This is a genomic window from Acinetobacter sp. ANC_7682, from assembly GCF_056779795.1.
Genome location: NZ_JBWYIQ010000001.1, coordinates 34,390 through 61,368, shown reverse-complemented (window position 1 = coordinate 61,368; position 26,979 = coordinate 34,390). Strand labels below are relative to the sequence as shown.

General features: G+C 38.7%; 22 protein-coding genes. 8 read left to right on the top strand and 14 right to left on the bottom strand.

The genetic code is table 11. From position 1 onward, the window contains the following. Positions 1-283 precede the first annotated feature (283 nt). The 6 genes from rodA to AC1M9D_RS00260 all read right to left on the bottom strand — a co-directional run bounded on the left by rodA (position 284) and on the right by AC1M9D_RS00260 (position 6,715). On the bottom strand, positions 284-1,420 hold the full coding sequence (rodA, locus tag AC1M9D_RS00285; RefSeq protein ID WP_092766373.1) for a rod shape-determining protein RodA: 1,137 nt from the start codon (positions 1,418-1,420) through the stop codon (positions 284-286). Positions 1,421-1,502: 82 nt separating this feature from the next. Then, positions 1,503-2,228, bottom strand: coding sequence for a 2-C-methyl-D-erythritol 4-phosphate cytidylyltransferase (ispD, locus tag AC1M9D_RS00280; RefSeq protein WP_481611265.1), 726 nt, complete (start codon positions 2,226-2,228; stop codon positions 1,503-1,505). After that, positions 2,194-2,583, bottom strand: a complete 390-nt coding sequence (gene ftsB, locus AC1M9D_RS00275; protein WP_035263725.1) for a cell division protein FtsB — start codon at positions 2,581-2,583, stop codon at positions 2,194-2,196. The genes ispD and ftsB overlap by 35 nt, the downstream gene beginning before the upstream one ends. A 265-nt stretch (positions 2,584-2,848) precedes the next feature. Beyond that, complete coding sequence (gene eno, locus AC1M9D_RS00270; RefSeq protein WP_481611264.1) at positions 2,849-4,138, bottom strand: phosphopyruvate hydratase; 1,290 nt, start codon at positions 4,136-4,138, stop codon at positions 2,849-2,851. Between the two features lie 46 nt (positions 4,139-4,184). Continuing rightward, the gene (gene kdsA / locus AC1M9D_RS00265) at positions 4,185-5,042 is read right to left on the bottom strand and encodes a 3-deoxy-8-phosphooctulonate synthase (RefSeq protein ID WP_035263729.1); all 858 of its coding nucleotides are present in this window, start codon (positions 5,040-5,042) and stop codon (positions 4,185-4,187) included. A 32-nt stretch (positions 5,043-5,074) separates the two neighbouring features. After that, positions 5,075-6,715 carry a CTP synthase gene (locus AC1M9D_RS00260; protein WP_481587523.1) on the bottom strand — a complete coding sequence of 547 codons (1,641 nt, stop codon included), beginning with the start codon at positions 6,713-6,715 and terminating at the stop codon, positions 5,075-5,077. A 227-nt stretch (positions 6,716-6,942) separates the two neighbouring features. On the opposite strand from AC1M9D_RS00260, the gene AC1M9D_RS00255 reads away from it, so the two are divergent. Beyond that, positions 6,943-7,341 carry an internalin gene (locus tag AC1M9D_RS00255; RefSeq protein ID WP_481588211.1) on the top strand — a complete coding sequence of 133 codons (399 nt, stop codon included), beginning with the start codon at positions 6,943-6,945 and terminating at the stop codon, positions 7,339-7,341. Between the two features lie 97 nt (positions 7,342-7,438). On the opposite strand, the gene AC1M9D_RS00250 is transcribed toward AC1M9D_RS00255, so the two are convergent. The 3 genes from AC1M9D_RS00250 to AC1M9D_RS00240 all read right to left on the bottom strand — a co-directional run bounded on the left by AC1M9D_RS00250 (position 7,439) and on the right by AC1M9D_RS00240 (position 11,169). Next, positions 7,439-8,539 (bottom strand): YheT family hydrolase, encoded by a 1,101-nt coding sequence (locus AC1M9D_RS00250; protein WP_481611263.1) that lies wholly within the window; start codon positions 8,537-8,539, stop codon positions 7,439-7,441. Positions 8,540-8,590: 51 nt separating this feature from the next. After that, complete coding sequence (locus AC1M9D_RS00245) at positions 8,591-8,998, bottom strand: nuclear transport factor 2 family protein (protein ID WP_481611262.1); 408 nt, start codon at positions 8,996-8,998, stop codon at positions 8,591-8,593. A gap of 146 nt (positions 8,999-9,144) precedes the next feature. Beyond that, a complete protein-coding gene (locus tag AC1M9D_RS00240; protein WP_481611261.1) occupies positions 9,145-11,169 on the bottom strand; it encodes a 2,4-dienoyl-CoA reductase FMN-binding domain-containing protein in 2,025 nt (674 codons plus the stop codon). 138 nt (positions 11,170-11,307) lie between these two features. On the opposite strand from AC1M9D_RS00240, the gene AC1M9D_RS00235 reads away from it, so the two are divergent. From AC1M9D_RS00235 to AC1M9D_RS00225, 3 genes are all read left to right on the top strand, one after another. Beyond that, positions 11,308-11,850 (top strand): PadR family transcriptional regulator, encoded by a 543-nt coding sequence (locus AC1M9D_RS00235; RefSeq protein WP_481587528.1) that lies wholly within the window; start codon positions 11,308-11,310, stop codon positions 11,848-11,850. Positions 11,851-11,861: 11 nt separating this feature from the next. Further along, positions 11,862-12,770: an alpha/beta fold hydrolase gene (locus AC1M9D_RS00230; RefSeq protein WP_481611260.1), complete on the top strand. Its 909-nt coding sequence runs from the start codon at positions 11,862-11,864 to the stop codon at positions 12,768-12,770. A gap of 75 nt (positions 12,771-12,845) precedes the next feature. Beyond that, complete coding sequence (locus tag AC1M9D_RS00225; RefSeq protein WP_481611259.1) at positions 12,846-13,568, top strand: SIR2 family NAD-dependent protein deacylase; 723 nt, start codon at positions 12,846-12,848, stop codon at positions 13,566-13,568. Positions 13,569-13,577: 9 nt separating this feature from the next. Here AC1M9D_RS00225 and AC1M9D_RS00220 read toward each other — a convergent pair whose 3' ends face one another. The 3 genes from AC1M9D_RS00220 to AC1M9D_RS00210 all read right to left on the bottom strand — a co-directional run bounded on the left by AC1M9D_RS00220 (position 13,578) and on the right by AC1M9D_RS00210 (position 16,090). Further along, complete coding sequence (locus AC1M9D_RS00220; protein WP_481611258.1) at positions 13,578-14,246, bottom strand: DUF4349 domain-containing protein; 669 nt, start codon at positions 14,244-14,246, stop codon at positions 13,578-13,580. Between the two features lie 54 nt (positions 14,247-14,300). Beyond that, complete coding sequence (locus AC1M9D_RS00215; RefSeq protein WP_171076723.1) at positions 14,301-14,504, bottom strand: hypothetical protein; 204 nt, start codon at positions 14,502-14,504, stop codon at positions 14,301-14,303. 128 nt (positions 14,505-14,632) lie between these two features. Then, a complete protein-coding gene (locus AC1M9D_RS00210; protein WP_180027778.1) occupies positions 14,633-16,090 on the bottom strand; it encodes an aspartate ammonia-lyase in 1,458 nt (485 codons plus the stop codon). A 368-nt stretch (positions 16,091-16,458) separates the two neighbouring features. On the opposite strand from AC1M9D_RS00210, the gene putP reads away from it, so the two are divergent. Further along, positions 16,459-17,973: a sodium/proline symporter PutP gene (putP, locus tag AC1M9D_RS00205; RefSeq protein ID WP_481611257.1), complete on the top strand. Its 1,515-nt coding sequence runs from the start codon at positions 16,459-16,461 to the stop codon at positions 17,971-17,973. 45 nt (positions 17,974-18,018) lie between these two features. On the opposite strand, the gene AC1M9D_RS00200 is transcribed toward putP, so the two are convergent. Next, a complete protein-coding gene (locus AC1M9D_RS00200) occupies positions 18,019-18,510 on the bottom strand; it encodes an Lrp/AsnC ligand binding domain-containing protein (protein ID WP_035263751.1) in 492 nt (163 codons plus the stop codon). 125 nt (positions 18,511-18,635) lie between these two features. On the opposite strand from AC1M9D_RS00200, the gene putA reads away from it, so the two are divergent. Continuing rightward, on the top strand, positions 18,636-22,385 hold the full coding sequence (gene putA, locus AC1M9D_RS00195) for a trifunctional transcriptional regulator/proline dehydrogenase/L-glutamate gamma-semialdehyde dehydrogenase (RefSeq protein ID WP_481611256.1): 3,750 nt from the start codon (positions 18,636-18,638) through the stop codon (positions 22,383-22,385). Positions 22,386-22,437: 52 nt separating this feature from the next. Here putA and pepN read toward each other — a convergent pair whose 3' ends face one another. Next, positions 22,438-25,047, bottom strand: a complete 2,610-nt coding sequence (gene pepN / locus AC1M9D_RS00190; protein WP_481611255.1) for an aminopeptidase N — start codon at positions 25,045-25,047, stop codon at positions 22,438-22,440. 304 nt (positions 25,048-25,351) lie between these two features. On the opposite strand from pepN, the gene AC1M9D_RS00185 reads away from it, so the two are divergent. Both AC1M9D_RS00185 and AC1M9D_RS00180 read left to right on the top strand, forming a co-directional pair. Continuing rightward, positions 25,352-25,615 carry a hypothetical protein gene (locus AC1M9D_RS00185; protein WP_035263756.1) on the top strand — a complete coding sequence of 88 codons (264 nt, stop codon included), beginning with the start codon at positions 25,352-25,354 and terminating at the stop codon, positions 25,613-25,615. A gap of 199 nt (positions 25,616-25,814) precedes the next feature. After that, positions 25,815-26,975, top strand: a complete 1,161-nt coding sequence (locus AC1M9D_RS00180; protein WP_481607435.1) for a hypothetical protein — start codon at positions 25,815-25,817, stop codon at positions 26,973-26,975. Positions 26,976-26,979: the final 4 nt, after the last annotated feature.

Here is a 26,979-nt window from a genome sequence, read left to right as displayed (position 1 = left end):
GCTAAGACAGGAGTTTTTAGCTAGGGAAACGTTACAAAGATCATTGTTTAGCTCAAATTTTTCTACCATCGAGAACAATTTAGTCATTAAAAACAAATGAGGAAACAATTTATTTTTTAAAGTTACTCTCTCAGAGAGCTTGGATCATCTTCCATCTACACTTTCATCTTCTTCAGCATAAAAGTGTAATGACTGATTAGAGCAATTATTGAAGCTCAAAGTTTCAATAGATGTGAGAGTAAGCAGAATGTGAGTTGAAAATTTGCTGTCAACCCCACATGTTTTAGCGATGTGTATGTATAGACATTACAATGCCCATACCTGCGAGCGTTGCAATGACTGCCGTACCACCATAACTCATGAGTGGCAATGGATCACCAGTGACTGGAAGAATTCCACTCACCATTCCACTGTTCAAAAACACAAAGAAAAAGAAAGTTAAACCTGCCGCACCCGCATAAAGACGTCCAAAATTATGGAAGCTGTTCATGGAAATAATCAAACAACGAATAATGATCGCAGCAAAAATAACAAATAATACGAACACACCAAAAAAGCCAAATTCCTCTGCATAAGCAGACATAATAAAGTCTGTATGATGTTCGGGGAGATAACCTAAATGAGACTGTGTTCCTTCATTAAAACCTTTACCAAATAGTCCACCAGAACCAATCGCAATTTTAGACTGAATGATATTCCACCCTGCACCTAGCGGATCTGATTCAGGATCAAATAAAGTTAAAATTCGCTTTTTTTGGTATTCCTGTAGAAAGAAATTCCATAATAATGGTGCAACCACTGCAAACCCAGCGACCACAGCCCCAATCAAACGCCAAGAAATACCACTTAAAAAAATGACAAAAATTCCGGGAATAATTAATCCAATGTTTAAGTCAGGCTGTAATGCGACTAAAACAAAAGGAATCATCATCAGAAATAATGCAAAGAGAATATGCATAAATTTGGGTGGTAAAGTCCGCAGACTAAAAAACCAAGCCATCATGAGTGGCATCGTAAATTTCATAAATTCACTGGGCTGCACACTCCCTAATCCAGGAATAGAAATCCAGCGTTTTGCGCCTAAGCGGACATCACCAATTAGCAATACCAAAAGCAGAAGCACAATCGAAAATGCATACAGATAAGGACTGACAATTTGATAAACTTTTGGAGGAATTTGTGCACAAATAAACAGCAAAATAAAACCGATACCAAAACTGGTCGCCTGACGAATCACCATGCTTGAATCATGATTGGTTGCACTATAAACAACCATGAGTCCAAAAGCTGCGTTTAATATCAAAAAACCAAGTAACCATGGATCTAAATGTAATTTAGTCCAACGTGACGAATCATGTTTGATTGTTCGTCCATCTCTCAAGGCATGACGCAAAAAACGGTACTGTTGTGAAGGTATCATTGGCTGAATTGCATATTCTAAGTGGTATTATTATAAGACAATGTTTTGGCTATTTAACCAAAGTCCCAAACATAAAACTAAATTATTTCGAGTCAGACTGTGACTGAAGAATCAGACGAGCAAGTTCTAAATCTTCAGGATAAGTAATTTTAATATTATCAGATCGCCCAATCACCACATCCACTGGATGATGAGCATATTCAAGCGCACTCGCTTCATCCGTGATTGTGATCCTGTGAGTTAAAGCGTGTTCAATGGAAGTTTTTAACAATTTAATGGTCGACAATTGTGGAGTTTGTGCTTGCCACAATGCACTTCGATCTACAGTTTTTTCAATAGCACTCGACGGATCTACTCTTTTTAAAGTATCTCGCACAGGCGTTGCTAAAATTGCGCTATGCTTAGATTCGATAACATGGCGAATTAAAGACTCTAAATTGCTCAAGCTGACACAAGGTCGAGCAGCATCATGCACAAACACCAGATCATTTTCATCTGCAATATTGGTTAAATACTTTAAACTGTTAAGTACAGAATCAACCCTCTCCTGACCACCTAAGCAGAAATGAAGGATTTCCGATTTAGCAAATTGAAGTGTCTGAGCAAATTGGTCATGCTCTGAGATGGCCAATACATAGCCAGCAATAGGCAATTGAGCAATACGTTCTACAGTATGCTCAAGTACAGTTTTATTCTGGATAATTTGATATTGCTTTAACGCTGATTTGGAAAATCGACTACCAGAACCTGCTGCCGGAATAATAGCCCATAATTTACGGTTGTTCAGATTCAGGTTGTCTAGACTCATTGGTTCTTAAATCTACGTTAGCATTTGGGTCGATGTAAATCGGCTTATAATTCGTACTGATTGTACTCATTTGAATAAAAGTTTCATGAGGCTTAATTAAGCCAAGATCTAAACGTGCATGTTCTTCAATCGCCTCAACACCATTTTTTAGATCATACACTTCAGCAGCCAGAATACGATTACGCTCTTTTAACTCTTCATTTGTTTCAGCTTGTTGATTCATTTGCTGAAGTAGCGCCTGATGAGGGAAATATCCTCCTTCACCGAGCCAAAAGCGATATTGAAAGATGGCAATTAAAATTATTGCCACCAGCAAAATCACTTTACTTGAAGTAGTTTTAAAGACGTCTAACATTATATTTGAGGCTTAGTTAACATCATGAAATTAGAGCACTAATATACCCTAAAACAAAGAAAGGTAGTATGTGTAACTGTGTTAAATATGCAAATGTTAAACAAATTCACATTGATTGATTTCTTTTAAAAATACTTACTGATAAATATCAAAAGTTATTGAATATTCAAGAGTCATTATATTTACACTTTTTATTTCATAGCTTAATAACAAAAAAACCACTCTTTAAAGAGTGGTTTTTTAAAATTCAAAATAATCTAAACGATTAATTTAAACCTTTAAACTCAGCTTTACCGCGGTAAATAGCATTCGTCAATTCTTCGATACGAAGCAATTGGTTGTATTTCGCTACACGATCAGAACGGCAAAGTGAACCAGTTTTGATTTGACCAGCACCAGTACCTACTGCAAGATCCGCAATTGTAGAATCTTCAGTTTCGCCAGAGCGGTGAGAAATCACTGTAGAGTAACCATTTGCTTTAGCAAGATAGATCGCATCTAAAGTTTCAGTCAACGTACCGATTTGGTTATACTTAATCAGGATAGAGTTACCAACTTTTTCGTTGATACCACGTTGAAGGATTTTAGGATTTGTAACAAACAAATCATCACCAACCAATTGAATCTTGTCGCCAAGAATCGAAGTTAGGTAAGACCAACCTTCCCAATCAGATTCATCTAAACCATCTTCAATAGAGATAATTGGATATTGGTTTACAAGACCTGCAAGGTAGTCAGAGAATTGGTTGTTTGTGAATGCTTTATTGCCTTCACCAGCAAGGATGTACTGACCATCTTTGTAGAATTCTGAAGATGCACAGTCAAGCGCAAGCATAATGTCAGAACCTGCTTTGTAGCCAGTTTTTTCAATTGCTTCAAGAATAACTGTAATTGCTTCTTCGTTTGAACGTAAGTTCGGTGCGAAACCACCTTCATCACCAACAGCAGTATTTAAACCTTGTTTCTTTAAAACTGATTTTAAAGAATGGAAGATTTCTGCGCCTGCACGAAGTGCTTCAGAGAATGAAGTGAAGCCAACTGGCTCAATCATGAACTCTTGGATATCAACGTTGTTGTCCGCATGTGAACCACCGTTTAAGATGTTCATCATTGGAACAGGCATTGTTAAAATGCTGTTGTTACGAAGGTCTGCGATGTATTGGAAAAGAGGAATTTTCTTTTCGTCAGCAGCAGCACGCGCAGCAGCCAAAGACACTGCCAAAGTTGCGTTCGCACCTAATTTTTCTTTGTTTTCAGTTCCGTCTAAAGCGATCATCGTATTATCGATGTCTTTTTGTTCGAATACTGATTTACCCACTAACGCGTCACGGATTAACGTGTTTACGTTGTTCACAGCAGTTTGAACACCTTTACCTAAGTAACGTGCTTTATCGCCATCACGAAGTTCTAAAGCTTCACGAGAACCAGTTGAAGCACCAGATGGTGCACATGCACGGCCAACTACGCCAGATGCTAAGATAACGTCTGCTTCGATGGTTGGGTTACCACGAGAGTCCAAAATTTCACGTGCACGAATGTCAACGATTTGGCTCATGAACAATTCCTCAGTTGATTAATAAAACGATGCGTCTAACGCTGCATCAGTGTGTATCTAATTTTTTGAAACCTTTAACCAAGGTATCCAATTCTTTAAGCTGAGCTAAGAATGGCTCAAGTTGAGACATTCGAAGAGCGCAAGGTCCATCACATTTTGCTTTTTCTGGATCAGGATGTCCTTCCAGAAAAAGACCTGCTAGACCTGTCGCCATACCCGCACGCGCTAATGTCGTAATTTGTGCGCGACGACCACCTGCTGAATCTGCACGACCACCCGGGGTTTGAAGTGCATGTGTCACGTCAAAGAAGACCGGCACATTCATTTCTTTCATGATGTCGAAACCAAGCATATCGACAACTAAGTTGTTGTAACCAAATGCTGAGCCACGCTCACATAAAATCAGCTTGTCATTCCCTGCTTCCAAACACTTATGCAAGATATGACGCATTTCATGCGGTGCTAAGAATTGCGCTTTTTTGATATTGATAATGGCTTGAGTTTTTGCCATTGCCTCAACAAGATCTGTTTGACGGCTGAGGAAAGCAGGTAATTGAATGATGTCAGCCACTTCAGCCACAGGTGCTGCTTGATATGGTTCATGAACATCTGTAATGATGGGTACATTAAAATGTTTTTTAATGTCAGCTAACCACTCAATTCCTTTTTCAAGACCAGGTCCGCGGAAAGAATTTAAGCTCGAACGATTTGCTTTATCAAAGCTTGCTTTGAAAACATATGGAATATCCAAACGTTTGCAAATATCAACATAAGTTTCTGCAATTTCAAAAGCTAAATCTTTTGATTCAAGTACATTCATTCCGCCGAATAATACAAATGGCAAATGATTTGCCATTTGTATATCGCCTAAACGTACAATTTCTTGTGCTTTTAATTGTGACATTTAAACTTCCTAGTTATGTCCTAAGACATTCATTATTTCGATTTTTGATACTGTTTTTTAGCAGCATCAATAAAACCAGCAAATAATGGATGACCATCACGTGGAGAACTTGTAAATTCCGGGTGGAATTGTACAGCAATAAACCAAGGATGTTGAGGAATTTCAACAGTTTCAACTAAACGTTGGATTGGTGAATAACCAGAAATTTTCATACCTTTTTCTTCTAAAGTAGGAATATAACGATTATTCATTTCGTAACGATGGCGATGACGTTCAATAATTTCTACTGAACCATACACTTCTGCAGTTTTAGTGCCTTCAACCAATTCTGATTTTTGAGCGCCAAGACGCATTGTTCCACCAAGATCAGAATCTACAGAACGTTGTTGTACTTCACCACGTTCGTCTAACCATTCCGTAATCAAACCAATTAAAGGCGATTTAGTTGAACGGTTAAATTCAGTTGAAGTTGCATCTGCAATACCAGCAACATTACGTGCGTATTCAATGACCGCAAGTTGCATACCTAAGCAAATACCAAGGAATGGAATTCCATTCTCACGTGCGAATTTAATCGCTTGCATCTTACCTTCAGTACCGCGCTCGCCAAAACCACCAGGAACTAAGATTGCGTCAGCATCTTTCAACACTTCTGCTACATCTTGGCTTTCTAGTTCTTCGGCATTGACATAATCAATTTGAACTTTAACGCGGTTTTGGATACCTGCATGTAAAAGTGCTTCGTTTACAGATTTATAAGCATCTGGAAGTTCAACATATTTACCCACCATCGCAACACGAACAGTGTACTCAGGATTTAATAGTGCTTCTACGACATTATCCCAATCTGAAAGATCGGCTTCTGGTAAATCGTTATAACCAAAACGCTCGCAAATTAAATCATCAACGTCTTGTTCATAGAACGTACGTGGAATTTCGTAAATTGTGCGTGCATCTTTACACACCACAACTGCACGAGCTTCTACGTTCGTGAACAACGCAATTTTACGCTTTGTATCAGCATCAACATCGTGTTCAGTACGACAGATCAAAATATCTGGTTGAATACCGATTGAGAGTAATTCTTTCACTGAGTGCTGAGTTGGTTTTGTTTTCAACTCTGCAGCTGACTTGATATATGGCAACAACGTTAAATGCATCAGCATTGTGCGTTTGTGACCAAGTTCAACCATTAACTGACGAACAGATTCCATGAATGGGAGAGATTCAATGTCACCTACTGTACCGCCAATCTCAACAATAGCAACGTCATAGCCTTCGCCAGCGCGAAGAACACGTTCTTTAATATTGTCTGTAATGTGTGGAATAACTTGAACTGTTCCACCAAGGTAATCACCGCGACGCTCTTTATTTAAAACGTCTTGGTACACGCGACCAGATGTAAAGTTATTAAGCTTGGTCATTTTCGCACGACGCAAGAAACGTTCGTAATAACCCAAGTCTAAGTCAGTTTCCGCACCATCCTCTGTGACAAAAACTTCACCATGTTGGAACGGGCTCATCGTCCCTGGATCGACATTAATATATGGATCCATTTTCACCATGGTTACTTTTAATCCACGGGCTTCTAAAAGTGCAGCAACTGAAGCAGCTGAAATACCTTTACCTAGTGATGAAACAACACCACCAGTAACGAAAATAAAATGGGTCATTGGGTTTCTCGTACAATCGAGCCTAAATCGGCCTGCAATGTTGCGCAATTTTACTTTACTCTGTACCTATAAAGCAAAGTCAATCCGCATCAATTCAAAGAACAATAAACAATTGGTTATTCTATCATCATTTCCAATAAAGATTCACGCACACTTTCAGTGATTTTCATCTGTTAATTTGCTGTTATACTACGTCAGTCGATCTAGCTAGTTTGTTTTGAGCAACTATGAATAAAAAACTTTTAATCGGTGGTGCAATCTTATCTGCACTCCTCGTTACTGCATGTGTAAAAAAAGAAGCGCCTAAGGAAGAAGAACAGGAACAAACTGTTGAAACAACTGAACAGGCAGAACAAATTGAGAACATAGAGATTTCTGAACCTGAAATCGAACCTGAGCCACCAACTCAAGTTGAAATTGAGCATCAGGAGACAAACAATACGTCAGCGACTATTCGTCGTGAATACCGTGATGCGCCTGCACAAACGAATCCTGCGCCAGCACCAGCTGTTGAAAATGTAGAACGCCCTACACCTTCTCCAAGTGCATCAACAGGTGGTTCTCAATCTGAAGATGATGCTGTTGCCGCTGCTATTGCTGCTGCTACCCCTGCTTTAGAAAACTAATTTTCAAATTTAAAAAAACCGAGTGACAAGACTCGGTTTTTTTATGTCAACATGAATGAAAGTCAAATTGTTATTCATTTATAAACAACAAAAATTGTCAGGCTTTCTCTAATTCTAAAAAAAATTCTGCAATTAATTTGTGTGCCCAAGATTCTGGATTTTTATTACCTTCATAGAAACAGCAATGGCTTCCTTTTTTTGTGGTCACTACTGCCATGTTCGGCATATGTTGAATCACTTCTTTATAAGGCTCTAAATTGCGGATATGGCATACTGGATCGTCTTCCGAATTTAAAATCATCAACGGCACTCTAATCTTCTCAAAGACATAGATGGGATTTGTCGCTTTACAATATGCGTCATAATTTTCAAATCCAGCAAACTGATAATATGTTTTTTCAAAATCAAATAAATCTTTAGCAACACTCAGTTGCTTTAAACTTTCTAAATTTCGCCAATGTTGCTTATACGGTTTTAAAAAATGTGAATTTAACTTTTTTGCCATCAAACGGCTATAAAAAGGATGAACATTTGAAAAACCAGTTTCCGTATTGTATCCAGGGCAAAGTGCGAAAGCCGCTTGAATTGGTGTGGAGCTTTCTTCCTCACCTAAATATCTAACCAATAATCCAGTTCCTGCTGAAGACCCAACTGCATACAATTTAGAATATGGCAAGCGCTGTTGAATATATTCAATCTGCTCTCTTAGATCTTGCGTGTTTCCAAAAAGATTAATTTTAGGAACTGAAAGTGGTAGACCTGCATGCCCTCGTCTTAAACACAATGCGATACGCCAACCAGTTACTTGATGTAAGTCTCTGACCAATTCTCTCATACTGGCTGGGCTTCCAGTAATGGTATGCAGCACTAAAATAGTAGGTGTTTCCGCAGGCAGATGCATACCATACCAAGCAATACCCGTCGTTCCCCCATCAGACATTGTTAACTGTTCAATGAAGTCATATTCTAATTTTACGGTTTTCTTTCGAATTTTATCAAAATACACCAAGTGAGCATGCGTATTCGAGAGCCACGGCGTTGGTCTATATTTATAATGCAAACGTTTCAAGTTTGAAATCACATGCGCTAACTCACCTTGCGGATTAAAATAGATTGAAGGTATAGCTGCACCAGTAAAATAATCAAATTGGGTTTGAGTGAATTCCTGCACCCACTTGAAACGCTGATTAAGATTCATACAGACTCCGAATTTACTTACTCCAATTCATAAGCCAAAAACATGCCTAATTTATTTTGGTAGAAATTGAGCCATACGTTGGCCCATTTGCAACGCCAAAGCTTCTAAACCACTTTTAGGCCGAATCATCACCTCAAAGTCAATAATTTGACCTTGCTCATTAAACTGGATCATATCAATACCTTTTAATGTTTTTTCACCCACATTTGCGGAAAATTCAAGCACAACACTGAGCCCATCTGCTGTGTAGAACTCACGGTGATAACGAAAATTTTCAAAGATCTCAATCACATTGGTCAAAATAAAAGTAACAACTTGTTTGCCTGGATAAGGCTTAAATGCGACGGGTGATTTAAATACGACTTCTTCAGACAAAAGCTCATTCAATAGACTTAAATCACGCGTTTTAAGCATGTGGTGCCAACGTTGAATGGATTTTTGTGTGGTTTCGAGTGTCATTTTTATGTCCTTTTTGTTGTATCAGTTCAACCTTTTAGAAGAAAAGGGAGAATACTGCGTCAAGGAGAGGTCTCATTTAATTAAGTAACCTCTCCAAATCCTCTTCTTGCACTTTCATCTGTAATACAAGAGAGAAATTTTATGGCTTAAATCATGGCAGCCAATTCAGCGCCTTGACGAATCGCACGTTTTGCATCTAGCTCACCAGCTTCTTTCGCCCCACCAATTAAATGAACTTTTTTACCTGCCTGCTCAAGTTGATCAAACATAGCCGTATATGATTCTTGACCTGCACAAATCACCACATGATCCACGTCTAATACGGTAGTTTGTTCATTGATTGTGATATGTAAACCTTGGTCATCAATCTTGTTATACGTTGCACCTGGAATCATTTTTACTTCGCGATTTTTTAATCCAGTACGATGAACCCAACCCGTCGTTTTACCCAAGCCTGCACCAACTGAAGTGGCTTTACGTTGTAATAAGTAGATTTCACGTGATGGCTGTTCTACTTGAGCAGGTTTTAAACCTCCTACATTAGAATATGATGTATCAATTCCCCATTCATCATAAAATTTTTGAGGATTCAAGCTTCCACTTTCCCCCTCATGGGTTAGATACTCAGCAGTATCAAAACCAATACCACCAGCACCAATAATCGCAACACGCTGTCCGACTGGTTTTTTCTCTCTTAAAACTTCGATATAAGACAACACTTTTGGATGATCAATTCCTTCAATATCTAAATGTCGAGGTGTCACACCTGTAGCGACTACAATTTCATCAAACTGATCTGTATTGAGCTCTTCAAAAGTTGCAGTATGGTTAAGTTTCAATTGAATTAAAGGCTGCAACTCAATTTTTCGCTTAAAGTAACGCAATGTCTCATAAAACTCCTCCTTTCCTGGAATCGTTTTTGCAATATTAAATTGCCCCCCAATTTGATCGGCTGCTTCAAAAATGGTGACCTGATGACCACGGTCAGCTGCATAAGTAGCAAAACTCAATCCTGCAGGACCTGCACCAATGACAGCAATTTTTTTAGGCGTATGGGTTTCTTTAAAAATGAGTTCAGTTTCATGGCATGCACGTGGATTAACCAAGCATGACGCAATTCTGAGTGAAAAAATATGATCCAAACACGCTTGGTTACAGCCAATACACGTGTTGATTTCGTCACTTCTACCCTGTTCAGCTTTTAGTACAAATTCTGCATCTGCAAGCATTGGGCGAGCCATAGAAATCATATCTGCATGACCTGAAGCTAACACGTGTTCAGCCATTTCAGGGGTATTGATACGATTTGAGGTAATCAATGGAATATTAACTTCACCTTTTAGCTTTTCTGTCACCCATGTAAATGCTGCTCGAGGTACTTTCGTTGCAATCGTGGGTATACGCGCTTCATGCCAACCAATACCTGTATTAATGATAGTCGCGCCGGCTTTCTCAATTTCTTTTGCAAGATGGATGACCTCCTCAAGCGTTGAACCGCCCTCAACCAAGTCGAGCATCGAAAGTCTATAAATGATAATAAAGTTTTCACCCACCTCTGCACGGGTACGTTTTACAATTTCAATCGGCAAACGAATGCGGTTTTCATAACTCCCACCCCATTCGTCATCACGGTGATTGGTACGTGCTGCGATAAACTCATTGATGAGGTAACCTTCAGACCCCATAATCTCAACACCATCATAACCTGCATATTGAGCCAGCTTTGCACAGTTGGCAAAATCATCAATGGTTTGATGAACTTCAGCCGAGCTTAAAGCATGAGGTTTAACTGGATTAATTGGTGCCTGAATTGCTGATGGTGCAACATTTTCAGGCTGATATGAATATCGACCAGTATGCAAAATCTGCATTGCAATCTTACCACCAGCATCATGTACCGCTTGCGTAATGATTTTATGTTTCTCAGCTTCAGCAATCGAGTCTAATTTTGACCCTCCAGCAAAAGTCACACCAGCATCGTTGGGTGAAATTCCCCCCGTCACGATAAGACCGACCTGTCCTTGAGCACGCTCAGCATAAAATGCGGCCATACGTTCATAGCCACCTTCAACCTCTTCTAAACCTACGTGCATCGAACCCATCAATACACGATTTTTTAAAGTGGTAAAACCTAAATCTAGTGGTGCAAGTAAGTTTGGATAATTTGACATTCTGACCTCATGGCTCGCGTTTGCTTGCTATTATTGTGTGCTTCATGCAACTTGTTGCATAAATATATATTCTAATTTTGCTTTTTATGCAACATGTTGCATAATAAAGTTGATTCAAGATTTTACGATATATGATTTATGTCTTTAGCACATGTTTTGTTGACCAGTCTCATTGAAAAACCAAGTACAGGTATTGAACTTGCGCGTCGCTTTGACCGTTCTATGGGATTCTTTTGGAATGCAACTCATCAACAAATCTATCGTGAACTCAATGCTATGCAAAAAAAAGGTTGGATTTCGACTATTGATGAAGGTGATCCCAACTCGAGAAAGAAAAAATATAAAGTTGATGCTCTAGGTCGAACTGAACTTGCCAATTGGATGGTACAGCATAGTGAGCCTGCCCAACTCAGAGAAGAATTGATGGTGCGTTTAAGAGCTGAAGCACAACTAGGTGGTAATAATGTGTTGACAGAATTGGAATCTCATTTAGAGATTCATAAAAATAAGTTAAAAATATATCAAGCGATTTACGATAAAGATTTTGCTAATAAAGATAATGATGACCGTACACTCTATATTCACAAAATGATTCTTCAATTAGGCATTGAATTAGAGCAAGGTTGGATCAGTTGGTTAGAACGTGTAATTCCACAATTGAAAATAATGAATACAAAATAAAGGATATATCTATGCCATTTTATACCATGCAAGATGACGAAAAATTATATGTTCGTGAAATTGGTCAAGGTGAACCTGTTTTGGTGCTATCTGGTTTAGGAATGCAAAGTTGGCAATGGATTCCTTTTTTTGCATTTAATTTAAAGAAATATAAATTCATTATTCCTGACTGGCGCGGTTTTGGTGGGTCTAAGCATTGTAAAATTCCAGATACTGATGCTATTTCAAGTCACTGGAACGATATTCAGGCATTGATCAGTCAACGCCCTAGACAACAATATAGAGTGATTGCTTATTCTATGGGGGCAACTACTGCCATGCATGGTATGCAATATGGTCAATTTGCTGATCAAATCCAAGCATACTTGCATATTGATCAAACCCCTAAAATACCTTCTGATGAAACTTGGAGTTTCGGGCTATTGGGCGATCGCTATCCAGAGTTCAAAAAGCTACTCATCGAACTTTCTTCTTTTTTACATCAACATGAAAATTATCAAAACCTGAGTGAATTACCTACTCACTTAAGCCGCGAATTAGTCGAGCTTTGGGTTAAATTTTTATCTTTACAAGATAATCATCAATTGAGCGCTAAAATTTTTAAAACAACACTCAATCAACCGAAAATTCAAAAGTTAATCCTCCCTATGCAACGTCTCGACTATATGCGTTGGTACATTGACAACTATCTAAACCATAAAGAAGATTACAGAGCCGCGATCTCAAAGTTAGAATGTCCAGCAACTTTTTTTATCGGCGCTAAATCCGCACTCTATCCAGCGCAAGGGCAAAAGCTCATTGCTGAATCGGTTAAAAATCATCGTATCGTACTGTTTGAGCGCTCAGGGCATACGCCTTTGATCAATGAACCCATTAAATTCTCACAAGAAATTTCTAAATTTCTGAACCAAACTATATAAGCTCTAATGAATATTTGAATATTAAGTTGATCCAGACGTCATACGTGGGCATAAAATCAATAGGATGGAGATTGGATGAATCAGTCTAAAACAAAGCTTGTGATTTTTTCGGGTGCTGGTATGAGTGCTGAAAGTGGTATCAATACATTTCGAGATAGCGATGGACTTTGGGAAAACCATCGCATAGAGGATGTCGCAACGCCCGAAGCTTGGCGTAACAATCCTGTTTTAGTACAGCGCTTTTACAATGAACGGCGAAAAAAAATTTTAGCATCTGAACCTAATGCAGCACATCTTGCGATTGCAGCACTTGAACAACATTATGATGTACATGTGATCACGCAGAACATTGATGACTTACACGAACGCGCTGGAAGCAAAAAAGTACTACATCTTCATGGAAATATAAGACTGGCCAAAACCTCAGGGCCAGATGCTCAATTCACAGACAAATTTTACACAATTGAAGGTACTGAACTGGATATTTCTCGTGACTTCTGTGACGCTGGATATCCGCTTCGTCCACATGTCGTATGGTTTGGTGAATCCGTTCCCGCTTTTGAAGAAGCAGATGTGATTTGCCAGCAAGCTGAAATCTTTGTTGTGATTGGAGCAAGCTTAGCTGTTTATCCTGTTGCAAGCTTAGTACACAGTATTTCACCAAGCTGTGATGCGTATTATATCGACCCTAAAGCCGATCTCGGCCGTGTGCCACAACACTATACATGTATCTCAAAATCAGCAACCGAAGGAATGCAAGATTTGGCTAAACTTCTTTCTTCATTTCAGCCAAATTGAGGCATGGGCTTATTTGAGTTTATCAAAATAAGGTTTTAACCATCGATATAACAAGAAGCCAATTAAGACAATCAAATACAAAGGCCAAATCATTAATAAAAACACCAAAAGATCGAGCACAAATTGCCAGCCATATTTGATGCTATTCCAAGCACGCTGAATAAAGTGATCACCATTTAATCGCGCCACTGCATCAATATCAATATCAACCCTTTCTCGGACCAGTGTTGGTTGATTCAGTTGTAAACTGATCGTACTGAATTTAACACGGTCTTGAACTTCGAGTTGAGTGAGCCGTGTGATTTCATTCAAATGAGCTGGTCGTGCTTGACTTGAAATAGTCTGTTCTTGATTCATTTTTTCTTGAAGAAGCTTCAATTCAAAACGTTGTGCACTATAGCGTTGCTGATTCAGAAAAAACATTAAAGGTAAAAGTTGATTAACAACATGTGGGGCACGCTCACTCGGTACACGTAGCACCATAAAAGATATAGGTTCAACTTTTTCAAATACTTTTACTTTACCTTCTGAAATATTCTGACGTTTAAGATCAACCACATTGAAATCAATATCTTTTCTTTCAATAAATCCGCCTGCTTCAAGGGTTATTTTTTCAATCTCTAAACTGCTTTTCACCACATCTTTAACGGTAAAGTTAACTTGCGCCTCTCGAACCATACGACGAGTAAGATCAACCGAATTAACCTCTTGATTTAATATGACCTCAGGTTTTTACTCCTGGACGGGCAAAGTATTTGGTTCAGCCGCTTCTTGCATATCAACTTGCGTATCAGCAGTGTTTTCTTGAACTGCTTCAGCAGAGTGTTCCTCTATTTTTTTGAACAGGATGCCAGCATCATCGAACACAGCAGCGTGCTTATTACTATTCTTTTCATTCATTTTCTCTAAATTATAATGTTTGTATTGATGGCTCAAAATTTTAATTATTATAAACATTCAATTAAGAAATTATACTTAAAAGTTTCAATGAAAATGGCATACCTCATTGAATGAAATATGCCATCAATTCATATTCAATTGACTTTCAGATTCTACCTACTCTATTAGCTTACTTTGTCCATGTTCATATCATCGACAACATGACCAGCGATCTCAGACACTAAATTTTCAAAAGAGAAAATTTGATTTAACTGCTCTTGCGTCAAAAGATTCTGCTCAATGACAACTTGCTGAATGGTTTTATTTTCTGCAAGACAAACCTTCCCAATTTCATCACATTTGGCATGACCTAAGATCGGATCTAATAATGTGACGATACCAACACTTCGCATCACTGCATCGTAACAAGACTGTTCATTTGCAGTAATACCTTGAATACACTTGTTTTCCAGTGTTTGCATTGCTTGAATTAATAAATTGGTTGATTCATTCATGGTCAGTGCAATTACAGGTTCCATGACATTTAATTGTAATTGCCCTGCTTCAGCTGCCATGGTCACTGTCAAATCATTACCAATGACTTTAAAAGCAATTTGATTCACTACTTCAGGAATAACTGGATTGATTTTCGCAGGCATAATGGATGAGCCAGCTTGTAATTCAGGTAATCTAATTTCAGCTAATCCCGTACGAGGCCCTGAACTTAATAAGCGCAGGTCATTACAAATTTTTGAGAGCTTGACGGCTAAACGCTTTAAAGTACTTGATAGAATAATAAATACGCCACAATCACTGGTGGCTTCAACATAGTCTTCAGCACCTTGTAATTTCAATCCAGTAATTTGAGAAAGCGTTTGAACCACTTCTAGTGCATATCCATGAGGTGTGTTCACACCCGTTCCAATCGCAGTCGCACCCAAATTTATTTCTAGCAGTAAATGACGCATCTTTTGGATGAGGCGATAGTCTTCTTTTAATAGCGTCGCAAATGCACGAAACTCTTGTCCGAGTGTCATGGGTACAGCATCTTGGAGTTGAGTTCGCCCCATTTTAATTACGTGTTGAAATTCAGATGCTTTGATCTCAATAGCAGCGATTAATGAGCGAACTTGAGACAATAAATCTTCTAAACTGTAATATGTTGCTAGTCTCAATGCAGTTGGATAAACATCATTGGTCGATTGCGATTTATTCACATGGTCGTTTGGATGAATTACATCATATTGACCTTTAGGCAAGCCGAGATGCTCGAGTGCAAGGTTAGCCACCACTTCATTACTATTCATATTAATAGAAGTTCCAGCCCCACCCTGATAAATATCAATTGGAAATGATGATTTCCAACTTTCAGGCTGCTCAATCAGTTGATCACAAGCCCATTGAATCGCTTGGCTGACATCTTGACTCAATTTGGAAAATTTTAAATTTGTCTGTGCTGATGCTTTTTTTACCTGTGCCAATGCACGAATAAAATGTATGTTTTCACCTATTTGTTGATGCGAAATCTGAAAATTCTCCATCGCACGCAGGGTATGAATCCCATAGTAACGATCGAAAGGAACCGCTTTTTCACCGAGCAGATCATGCTCTATTCTTGTTTTATCAAATTGAACCGTAGACACTTTTATTACTCAACAATAATGCACCATTATCGTGCAATATCGATAATAGGCTTCATGCTTATTTTCACTATTGATTTAATACTTCTTTATGCAATAAAAAATTACAACTTCGCTGTTTAAGTGACAAATGTAACTTTATGTTAAAAATAATCATTTATAGAATTGTTTTAAACCTCAAAGTAAACTTTTTTGAAAAAATAGTCTTTGTAACCAAAATTACATTCAGTTTCACTAAACAACTATAAATCTCACTCAAATGTAACAGAGCGTAATTTTCAAAACGTGCTTGAATCAGCTCCTCGAATAATTCGATTAAAAATTCATCTCGGAAAGATGGTCATTTAGGACAGACAAAGGATGGCATAGCAATGAGCCAATTAAATCCTACGCTAATCACATTTATTTTTTATATTGTGGCGATGCTTGGCATTGGGCTTTATGCCTACAAAGCCACGAATAATTTTGATGATTATATTTTAGGTGGTCGGAGTTTAGGCAGTGTCGTCACTGCATTATCCGCAGGTGCATCAGATATGAGTGGCTGGTTACTCATGGGCCTACCTGGTGCAATTTATCTCTCAGGTTTATCCGAAGCTTGGATTGCCATTGGTTTAATTATCGGTGCTTGGTTGAACTGGCTGTTGGTCGCGGGTCGTCTACGTGTTCATACCGAAATACAACATAACGCATTGACTCTCCCCGACTATTTCACCAGCTGCTTTGGTGATCGGAAAAAAGTTCTTCGTATCATCTCAGCTTTTGTAATTTTGATTTTTTTTGCAATTTATTGTGCCTCTGGCATGGTCGCAGGTGCACGTTTATTTGAAAGCCTATTTGGCTGGGATTACAACACAGCCCTTTGGATTGGAGCAGTGGCAACGATCAGTTATGTCTGTATTGGCGGTTTCTTAGCCATCAGCTGGACAGATACATTCCAAGCAGGCTTGATGATCTTTGCGCTTTTACTTGCTCCAGTAATGACCTATTTAGCCATTGGTGAAAATGCTCAGCAAGTTAGTGTCATTGTGGAATCCGCACGCCCATTAGCGAATAATTTACTTTCAGATCTCAGCACTGTAGCAATTTTATCTTCAATGGCATGGGGACTTGGCTACTTTGGTCAACCACATATTCTTGTGCGCTTTATGGCAGCAGATTCCGTGAAGTCTATTCCAGCAGCACGTCGAATTGGAATGACATGGATGATTCTATGTCTTGGTGGTGCAGTCGCTGTCGGTTATTTCGGAATCGCTTACTTTGATACGTTTCCTCAACTCGGTGCTGCAGTCAATGCAAATCCTGAAACTGTTTTTATGGAATTAACTAAAATTTTATTTAATCCATGGGTTGCAGGAGTGATTCTTGCAGCGATTCTTGCAGCAGTGATGAGTACCCTCAGTTGCCAGCTATTGGTATGCTCTACCACGCTTACAGAAGACTTATACAAAGCATTTATTCGTAAATCTGCATCACAAAACGAGCTGGTTTGGGTAGGTCGTTTGATGGTATTAATCGTTGCGATTATGGCGATCTTCCTTGCAATGAATCCGAACAGCAAGGTACTCGGTTTAGTTGCTTATGCGTGGGCTGGCTTTGGTGCAGCATTTGGACCACTGATTATCCTTTCTCTCTTCTGGAAGCGAATGACCATCAATGGTGCATTGGCAGGTATGATTGTTGGTGCTGTTACCGTCATTGTATGGAAAAACACCATGGCTGATACTGGCGTCTATGAAATCATTCCTGGCTTTATTTTATCTTGGGTGAGTATTATGGTGGTGAGTTTATTAGGCCGCCCGCCAGCGCAAGATGTGACTGACCGTTTTGATGAAGCTCAACAGAAATATGAAATTGAAATGCAAGAAATCAAAAATGGAAGGTAATGAGAAATAAAAAATTAAGGGGCTTATAGCCCCTTTCTTATACATTTACTTTTTAAATGTTTGCTTAAGTTGCACTTGCGAAGATTCCTTAATAACTTCCATCACTGGATAGCTACGGGTTTCTTTGATGCCAGGCAGTTGCCATAAAACCTGTCCAGAGATCTTACGAAACTCTTCCATGTTGGCGCAACGAATTTTAACTACAAAATCAAACCCACCGCTGATCATGTGACATTCAACAATCTCAGGGTAACTTCTGACTGCATCAGAAAATTCTTCTAATACATTTGGAGTTGTTTTATCTAATAAAATTTCGACAAATACCACAAAACTTCGATTCAGCAGATCTGGATTTAACTTGGCTTCATAACCTGTAATATACCCATCTTTGGTTAATTTTTGTACTCGAGCAAGCGCTGCTGTGGGAGAAAGATTGACCATTTCAGCAAGTTTTATATTTGATAGACGCCCATCTTTTTGCAAGATATCTAAAATTTTTAAATCTGTACGATCCAAGGTCATCATTTGAGTCTGCATGCGAATTATTCTCTAAATTTAACTCTAATTATAGTGAGTTATGCACCATATTTTCTGTAATTATAAATTAAATAAACCTTAAAGATAAATCTATTTCATTGTCACAGGACGCTGGCGTATATCTCATGGAACAACTTAGCTCACCCCTTTCTCGCCCATTAGACATTCAAGACATTACTGAATTTAAAGATAAATCAGATCTAGAATTAGAAATAAATCGTGCATGGCGCCGTGATGAATCTGAATGTGTCGAAACACTTCTCGAACAGACCGAGATTGATCAAGAAATTTCAGACAAAATTTATCAATTAGCCTTCAATTTAGCGCATTCATTACGTGAACGTAAAGGGTCAGCGGGCAAAGCAGGCATTGTACAGGGTTTATTACAAGAATTTTCATTATCTTCACAAGAAGGTATTGCGCTCATGTGTTTAGCTGAAGCGCTGTTACGTATCCCTGATAAAGCAACACGTGACTTATTGATCAAAGACAAAATCAACCAAGGCAATTGGAAAGATCATTTAGGTCAAAGCAGCCTAATGTTTGTAAACGCGGCAGCATGGGGCTTAATGTTGACCGGTAAATTAATGGAAACACCTAAAGCAAATAGTTTATCTGGTCTACTCACAGGCATCTTGGCACGAAGTGGCCGTGGCATTATTCGCAAAGCCGTTGATGTTGCTATGCGTATGATGGGTGAACAGTTTGTTACAGGTGAAACCATTGATGAGGCGTTAAATAATGCCGAACGATTAGAAGAACAAGGCTTCCGTTACTCATATGATATGTTAGGTGAAGCAGCACTTACAGATCATGATGCGGAGCGCTATTATCAAGATTATACAAATGCGATTCATGCGATTGGTAAGGCATCGTCTGACAAAGATGTTTACGAAGGCCCCGGTATCTCAATCAAACTTTCAGCACTTCATTCACGTTATCAACGCTCGCAAATTGACCGTGTACACGATGAGCTTTATCACAAAGTCTTTAATCTAGCGGTTCTAGCGAAACAATATGATATTGGTCTAAATATCGATGCTGAAGAAACTGATCGGCTGGAAATTTCATTGGAACTTCTTGAACGCTTATGTTTCGAACCAAAATTGAATGGCTGGAAAGGCATTGGATTTGTGATTCAAGCTTATCAAAAAAGATGTTTTTACGTGGTCGATTACATCATTGATTTAGCTAAGCGTAGTCAAAAACGTTTAATGATTCGTTTAGTCAAAGGCGCCTATTGGGACAGTGAAATTAAGAAAGCACAAGTTGAAGGCATGACCGATTATCCTGTCTTTACTCGAAAAGTGCACACAGATTTATCTTATATTGCATGTGCTCGCAAACTTTTAGCCGAACCAGACTTTATTTATCCACAATTCGCAACACATAATGCACAAACCTTAGCCACTATTTATCATTTGGCAAATCCTGAACAATATTATAAGGGACAATACGAATTCCAATGTTTACATGGCATGGGTGAACCACTTTATGAACAAGTCGTCGGTTCTAAAGCAGATGATAAACTTGGCGTACCTTGCCGAATTTATGCACCTGTCGGAAATCACGAAACCCTTTTGGCTTATTTGGTTAGACGATTGCTTGAAAATGGGGCAAACACGTCTTTTGTAAATCGTATTGCTGATAAAACACTCAAAATTGATGACTTGATTGAAAATCCACATCAAACCATTGATGTCACAAGTCGAATCGAAGGCAAAGTTGGATTAAAGCACCCTGCTATTCCATATCCGAAACATTTATATGCTGATCATCGCCCTAACTCTCTTGGAATTGATCTTGCAAATGACCAAGACCTTGAACATTTGAATCATACTTATCAACAATGGTCTAAAGTTCAAATTAAAGCCACCCCAATGGGTCTGAGATTAGATGAATCCGTACACGATACAGAGTCAATGACAATTCTCAATCCTGCGAACCATCAAGATATTGTCGGTGAAGTGACGGAGACTCATGCCATGCAAGTGGAAATGGCGTTAGTTAATGCGACTGAAGCACAGCAGGATTGGCAAAATTTAGAAAAAGATCAACGTGCAGAATATTTAATTACAGCATCCAATGTGATGGAGTCTCGACTTGAAGAGCTAATGGTTCTGCTCAGTCGCGAAAGCGGTAAAACATTTGCCAATGCGATTGCTGAAGTACGCGAAGCAGTAGATTTCTTACGCTACTACGCAGCACAAGTGAAAGATCTAGAACACAAAGCCGTTATTCAACCCTTAGGTACAGTACTGTGTATTAGTCCTTGGAACTTCCCATTGGCAATTTTTACAGGTCAAATCGCGGCGGCACTTGTAACAGGGAATACTGTAATCGCCAAACCAGCGGAGCAGACTCCTTTAATTGCCTCAATTGCAGTTCAGATTCTTTGGGAATCTGGCGTACCACAATCTGTCTTACAACTCTTGCCAGGACGTGGTGAAACAGTGGGTGCACAACTCAGTAGTGATCATCGTATTCAAGGCATTATGTTTACAGGGTCCACTGAGGTTGCGAAAATTTTGCAGAAAACCGTTTCAAAACGACTGAATCAATTTGGTCAATCAATACCTCTCATTGCAGAGACTGGCGGTCAAAATGCCATGATCGTAGATTCTTCTGCCCTGACTGAACAAGTGGTATTAGATGTTGTCAGCTCAGCATTTGATAGTGCAGGTCAACGTTGTTCAGCACTGCGAATTTTATGTGTTCAAGAAGATAATGCGCATACCGTGATCAAAATGCTCAAAGGTGCGATGAAGCAATTGCGTGTGGGTATTCCAAGTTTATTAAAAACTGATATCGGTCCTGTAATTGATCGCGAAGCAAAACAAACCATTGATCAACATATCAATAAAATGAAATCTTTGGGTTATCCTGTTCAACAATTCATGCGGGATCAGGATGATTCCCACCTCAATCAAGGCACATTTGTTAAGCCGACTTTGATTGAGTTACCACATTTAGATGATCTTGAACGTGAAGTTTTTGGTCCAGTACTGCATGTCATTACTTATAAATATGGCGAACTTGATCGACTTATTGATCAAATCAATGCCAAAGGCTATGGTTTGACTATGGGCTTACACACGCGTATCGATGAAACCATACAAACCGTAATTTCAAAAGCAGAAGTTGGAAATCTCTATATTAACCGCAACATTGTAGGTGCTGTTGTGGGTGTACAACCCTTCGGTGGAGAAGGTTTATCTGGTACAGGTCCAAAAGCTGGTGGACCGATGTACATTTATCGATTAATGCATGAATGTACCCATAAAAAAATTGCACAACCTTATGCAACGAGCCAAGGCGTTGAATTGACTGAACATCAAAATTTATTGAATCAATATAAAGATTGGGTCAATAAGTCATTTCCGCATTATCAAATGGAGGCGTTGCAACCAAGTTGTGTCGGACATAGCTATGAATTACAAGGACCAACAGGTGAAAGTAATCAATATGTTGTGTTACCGAGACATCGTGTTTTAAGCTTGGCAGATCAAGAAATAGATCAGATTCATCAACTTCATGCCATTCTCGCGGTTGGCTCTCAGCCAACTGTTCTAGGTGAGAATACGTTTGTTTTAAAATACTTACAGTCTATGCCTAAAGAGGTCGCTCAACGTATCGCCATTATTGCTGATATTGAGACAGGTAGTTTTGATGCAATTCTACATCATGGCACTAAAAATCAACTGTTAAAATTGCAAGATAAAGTGGCTCAGCGACAAGGTGCGATCATCGGAATTACACATCTAGAGCCTGGTAATTATGACATTCCTTTAGAACGCTTCTTTATTGAACGTGCAATTAGTATTAATACCGCAGCTGCAGGTGGTAATGCAAGTCTAATGACCATGCAAGCTTGATTCTGTTGAGTCAAAAAAAACCAGTGCATTGCACTGGTTTTTTATTTGTGATTTAAACAGCAAGCATACTATTTAAAGTTTCAGATACATTTTTAGATTTCACGATAGGTTTCAATGCTTCAAGTTTCGCTTTGACTTCGGCTTGTTGAGGTTGGGCTAACGTGTACCAACGTGACAAAAGTTGTAACAATCGTGAGCCTACAATCGGATTCTTTTCGTCCAAATATTGAGCCAACTGAATAATGTGATCTACCCCAAAACTCCAAGTATTCACAGGGTTTGAATTTAAACCACCAGTTACAGCACGGATTCGATTAGGTACTTTAAGATCGTAATCAGCATGTGATGTCAGTTTTTGAATCGTCTCTGCTGTCGCTTTCGGATGAGCTGCTTGGATCATAAACCACTGATCCATTGATAAAGCCTCATCTTTAAAACGCGCATAGAAATCTTCTAAAATTTCAGCAGCTTGCGGTGCATCATTCCACACCAACACTTTTAAAGCACCTAAACGTTCAGACATATTACGTGTTTGACGATACTGTTGCTCAGCTAAGTCAAATGCAGCTTCATCTCCTTGACGCGCAATAAAAGAAAGCATGATGTTCTTTAAAGCACGTGTACCCATAGCTTGGGAAAAATCTGACTGTGTTGCTGGATCTAATGATAAATAAGTTTCTTTAGCAAAATCACCTAAACGGCGAGACAAAGTATCTAATAGAGCATTACGCTTTTCATAGATCGCTGTCGGTTGATAATCGTGGTCAATACGACTACCCAAATAACCTTCACTCGGAACATCAAATAAACGTGAAGCTAACAGCGGATCTTGCTGAATTACTCTAGGTAGCGTTTTTAACATCGCTTCAATATATATGTCAGCAGATTGCTCATTTAGTAAGATGCGCTCAAGCAATGTTTGCGTCGCTTGCCACTGATTAAAGCCATTGGTTTCGTACTGTAATAAGAACGCAAGCTGTTCATCAGTATAATTAAACTCTAAATTCACGGGTGCAGAGAAATTTCGTAATAGTGAAATTACAGGCATCTTCGCCACGTTTTTAAACTCGATCGTTGCCTCATCAGTCGTGAATAAGTAAACACCATCTTTGACTTGATCTTCAACTAAAGCTGAGCATTCAAGTTGAAGTTGCTCACCAGTGTGTTCATCAAACAAAGCCAAAGCGACAGGAATTGGAACCGCTTTTAAGTTTGGATATTTTGGATGTGGTTTTAAACTTTGCTTAAAGTTTAAACGATAAGTTTTCTGCTCAGCATCAAACTCACCATTGGCTTCAAGCTTAGGTGTGCCTGGTTGGTTATACCAAGTTAAAAATCCAGATAAATCCACACCAGAACCTGCTGATAATGCAGCAACCCAATCTTCCACAGTCACAGCTTGACCATCATGGCGACGGAAATACTCATCCGTTCCTTTACGGAATTTTTCTTTACCTAATAAAGTCGCCATCATGCGGTTAATTTCTGCACCTTTTTCATACACAGTCGCTGTATAGAAGTTATTAATTTCTACGAAATGATCTGGACGTGGAGGATGAGACAATGGTCCTGAATCCTCAGGGAATTGGTGTGCTTTAAGCACTGCTACATCATCAATTCGTTGAACAGCAGCAGACTGCAAATCCTCAGAAAAAGATTGATCACGGAAAACGGTTAAACCTTCTTTCAGACAAAGTTGGAACCAGTCTCGGCAAGTAATACGATTACCCGTCCAGTTATGGAAATATTCATGAGCGATAACAGATTGAACACGCATAATCGCAGCATCAGTCGTGTATTCTTCATCAGCTAAAACACATGATGTGTTAAAAATATTAAGCCCTTTGTTTTCCATTGCACCCATATTGAATGCACTGGTCGCGACAATCATATAATTGTCTAAATCATAAGGTAATCCATAGTGCTCTTCATCCCAACGCATAGAATGTTTAAGTGCTTCCATGGCAATATGGCACTTCGGAATATCTTTTTCTTCAGCATAAATTTCTAGAGCTACGTCACGACCTTCAGACGTGACGTAACGATCTTTTAATACCGCTAAGTCTCCAATGACACATGCAAAGAGATAGGCTGGTTTCTTGGTTGGATCTTGCCAAATGGTATAATGACGTCCTTCGCCTACTTCACCCGCTTCAATTAAATTACCATTCGCCAGTAGGACTGGAAATTTCTTATCCGCTTCGACACGTGTTGTGAAAACAGACAGCACATCTGGACGGTCTGGATAGAACGTAATTTTACGAAAGCCTTCTGGTTCGTTCTGTGTAACAAACAGATCAGATGCTGCTTGGTATAAACCTTCAAGTTGTGTGTTTGATTCAGGATGAATTTTAACGACTGTAACGATGCATGCATCATCAGGTACAGCTTTAATCACCAATTGTTCATCATCTAGATAATATTGCGAAGAATTTAACTCTTGACCATTCAGTGTAATTGACTTCAACTCAAGATCACGACCAAGCAAAACCAAATCACCTTCAGTCTGACGTTGCATTTTTAGTGTGCCTGTCACCATCGTATGATCGTCATAGACTTGGATATTTAAATCAATCGAATCCACGACAAATGCTGGCTTCTGATAATCTTTCAAATAAATCGTTTGATCTGCTTCGATCACTGGATTTGCCGCGATATTCATAACTCGTCCTATAAGCTGTTCTTTACAGCGATTATGCTTTTATGTGAAGTCAATTGATCATAGGTCAAAATTGACGAATTGTCTGTGTTTGACGCTCTATTTAATATGGGTCTATTCATGTTTTTTTCAATTTAATTTATTTGTAGTAACAACAGTTTGCTTCTTTATTACCCGTTTCAAATATCTTGTCTAAGTACGATAGAAATGTAACAAAAATTCACTTCTTTATTTTCAAGCATAATTATTGCTTCAGTTTAAGAGCGGTAATCATCAAAAAACTTATAAATCATAAATGAGGTGAAATATGCTCATCAGGGACCACATAGTCAGAGTAGAAAACATCAAAACCATGCAGATGATGGATGCTGCTAAAATTGATCATCGCGTGATTGCAGCATTTTTAACCAGCGAGGGAATGCCTATTGAAACATCAGAAGTCACAGCTGTATTGAAAAACTATGATGCACTCGGAATCAAGAGATTATCTCAAAAGAAATCTCAGGTACTGATCCAAGCTAAAATGCAACATTTTTCCGATTCAGAGCTCCCTTGCCCTTTAACCTATTAAATCCTCCATCTAGGTCGATCTAACATTTGAGGAAATGATTTTCCGGTTCGATCTATTCATATATTTCACATAAGCAGGCATTCACCTGCTTATTTTATTGATCGCAACACCAGTCAGATTTGTTTTCAATACTGACTCAATCAAGCGATGTTGAACAATCGTGTGTATAATTCTTTCATCTTGAAATTAAAGTGCTGCCATGTTGCAAATTCTCCAAAAAAATGCTGATGAAAGTAGTTTCTGTCCACTTTGTCAGGCCAGTATGTACTTTATTGAAGCAGAAGAATTTGATAAAGAAATCCTATTCCATCAATGCTCTCACTGCCATCATCAAGTCTTTCAAGATGAAAACCGCAACTGTCATTGTGAGCGTTGCACAGCAAAACGAAAGAAAATGATGCAGGAAACTCGCATTCAAGAACAACGTAAAATTGCATCGAAGAATAAAGACATACAAGAACTCGATTTGCATCAACTGAGCTTTATGCACAAGTTGTTTTTACTCTCAATATTAGATCAACAAGTTCATGAGCATACCCAACATCAAGAATTCATCGATTGGGAAAATATTAAATATCACACCATTACCCCAAGTTATTTATTTCAAAATCATTTGATGAAACAACTTTTGAAAGACAATATTCTTGTCCCACGTGACTTTTCGAGTGAACTCAGTCAATACTATATTAATGTCCGTCTTGACGGCTATTCTGAGCCGAGCTTGTTTAGTATTACCCAAGCGTTACGTCAGCTCTTTTATGAAAATCTGAGCCAAGGTGTACCATTTAAAAATAGTGATGAAGTCAAAAGTGCACTCTATACTCTGTTGTACCAAGAAATTATTCAATTTGCGCAATACTACTGTCGTACTTGGGGCGTTCAAATTGCTGGAAATCAGAGTTTTCAAACCTTTTGTTTTAGATTATTAGACTCTCTTGCTGTGGGTCAAATCTATTATTTAGTTCAAACTGCGCTTGAGTATTTGCACCATCAGAAAGCACTCCAAGCCCGTAATGAAAATTTTATCAATACCAACCTTTTAAAAAAGACCTTACAGCAATATCGTGAACGTTCTTTAGCTGAAAAATGGGAAACCTCAACACTGCCAAGGCTACCTAACTTACCTTTAAGTAAAATGAGCGAAATCTTATTTTTTCATTTTCTAGGCTATGATGAATCAATCTTTTTTCAACCTGTTTGGCGATCGTGGAGTAAAATTGAGCCACGTTTAAATTTTTACTCACAAAAACGTTGTATGAATTGTGGCTCGAATGAACTTTCTGTGGATTATGACGCAGATGACTATGTCAGTTTAATTTGTCGTAATTGTAATCACCAAGACCACTATTTTACACGCTAGCGAA

Bases quoted from the DNA above. Each gene is read 5' to 3' on its own strand.
- rodA (WP_092766373.1), bottom strand. From the start codon at position 1,420: ATGATACCTTCACAACAGTACCGTTTTTTGCGTCATGCCTTGAGAGAT.
- ispD (WP_481611265.1), bottom strand. From the start codon at position 2,228: ATGAGTCTAGACAACCTGAATCTGAACAACCGTAAATTATGGGCTATT.
- ftsB (WP_035263725.1), bottom strand. From the start codon at position 2,583: ATGTTAGACGTCTTTAAAACTACTTCAAGTAAAGTGATTTTGCTGGTG.
- eno (WP_481611264.1), bottom strand. From the start codon at position 4,138: ATGAGCCAAATCGTTGACATTCGTGCACGTGAAATTTTGGACTCTCGT.
- kdsA (WP_035263729.1), bottom strand. From the start codon at position 5,042: ATGTCACAATTAAAAGCACAAGAAATTGTACGTTTAGGCGATATACAA.
- AC1M9D_RS00260 (WP_481587523.1), bottom strand. From the start codon at position 6,715: ATGACCCATTTTATTTTCGTTACTGGTGGTGTTGTTTCATCACTAGGT.
- AC1M9D_RS00255 (WP_481588211.1), top strand. From the start codon at position 6,943: ATGAATAAAAAACTTTTAATCGGTGGTGCAATCTTATCTGCACTCCTC.
- AC1M9D_RS00250 (WP_481611263.1), bottom strand. From the start codon at position 8,539: ATGAATCTTAATCAGCGTTTCAAGTGGGTGCAGGAATTCACTCAAACC.
- AC1M9D_RS00245 (WP_481611262.1), bottom strand. From the start codon at position 8,998: ATGACACTCGAAACCACACAAAAATCCATTCAACGTTGGCACCACATG.
- AC1M9D_RS00240 (WP_481611261.1), bottom strand. From the start codon at position 11,169: ATGTCAAATTATCCAAACTTACTTGCACCACTAGATTTAGGTTTTACC.
- AC1M9D_RS00235 (WP_481587528.1), top strand. From the start codon at position 11,308: ATGTCTTTAGCACATGTTTTGTTGACCAGTCTCATTGAAAAACCAAGT.
- AC1M9D_RS00230 (WP_481611260.1), top strand. From the start codon at position 11,862: ATGCCATTTTATACCATGCAAGATGACGAAAAATTATATGTTCGTGAA.
- AC1M9D_RS00225 (WP_481611259.1), top strand. From the start codon at position 12,846: ATGAATCAGTCTAAAACAAAGCTTGTGATTTTTTCGGGTGCTGGTATG.
- AC1M9D_RS00220 (WP_481611258.1), bottom strand. From the start codon at position 14,246: ATGGTTCGAGAGGCGCAAGTTAACTTTACCGTTAAAGATGTGGTGAAA.
- putP (WP_481611257.1), top strand. From the start codon at position 16,459: ATGAGCCAATTAAATCCTACGCTAATCACATTTATTTTTTATATTGTG.
- AC1M9D_RS00200 (WP_035263751.1), bottom strand. From the start codon at position 18,510: ATGCAGACTCAAATGATGACCTTGGATCGTACAGATTTAAAAATTTTA.
- putA (WP_481611256.1), top strand. From the start codon at position 18,636: ATGGAACAACTTAGCTCACCCCTTTCTCGCCCATTAGACATTCAAGAC.
- pepN (WP_481611255.1), bottom strand. From the start codon at position 25,047: ATGAATATCGCGGCAAATCCAGTGATCGAAGCAGATCAAACGATTTAT.
- AC1M9D_RS00185 (WP_035263756.1), top strand. From the start codon at position 25,352: ATGCTCATCAGGGACCACATAGTCAGAGTAGAAAACATCAAAACCATG.
- AC1M9D_RS00180 (WP_481607435.1), top strand. From the start codon at position 25,815: ATGTTGCAAATTCTCCAAAAAAATGCTGATGAAAGTAGTTTCTGTCCA.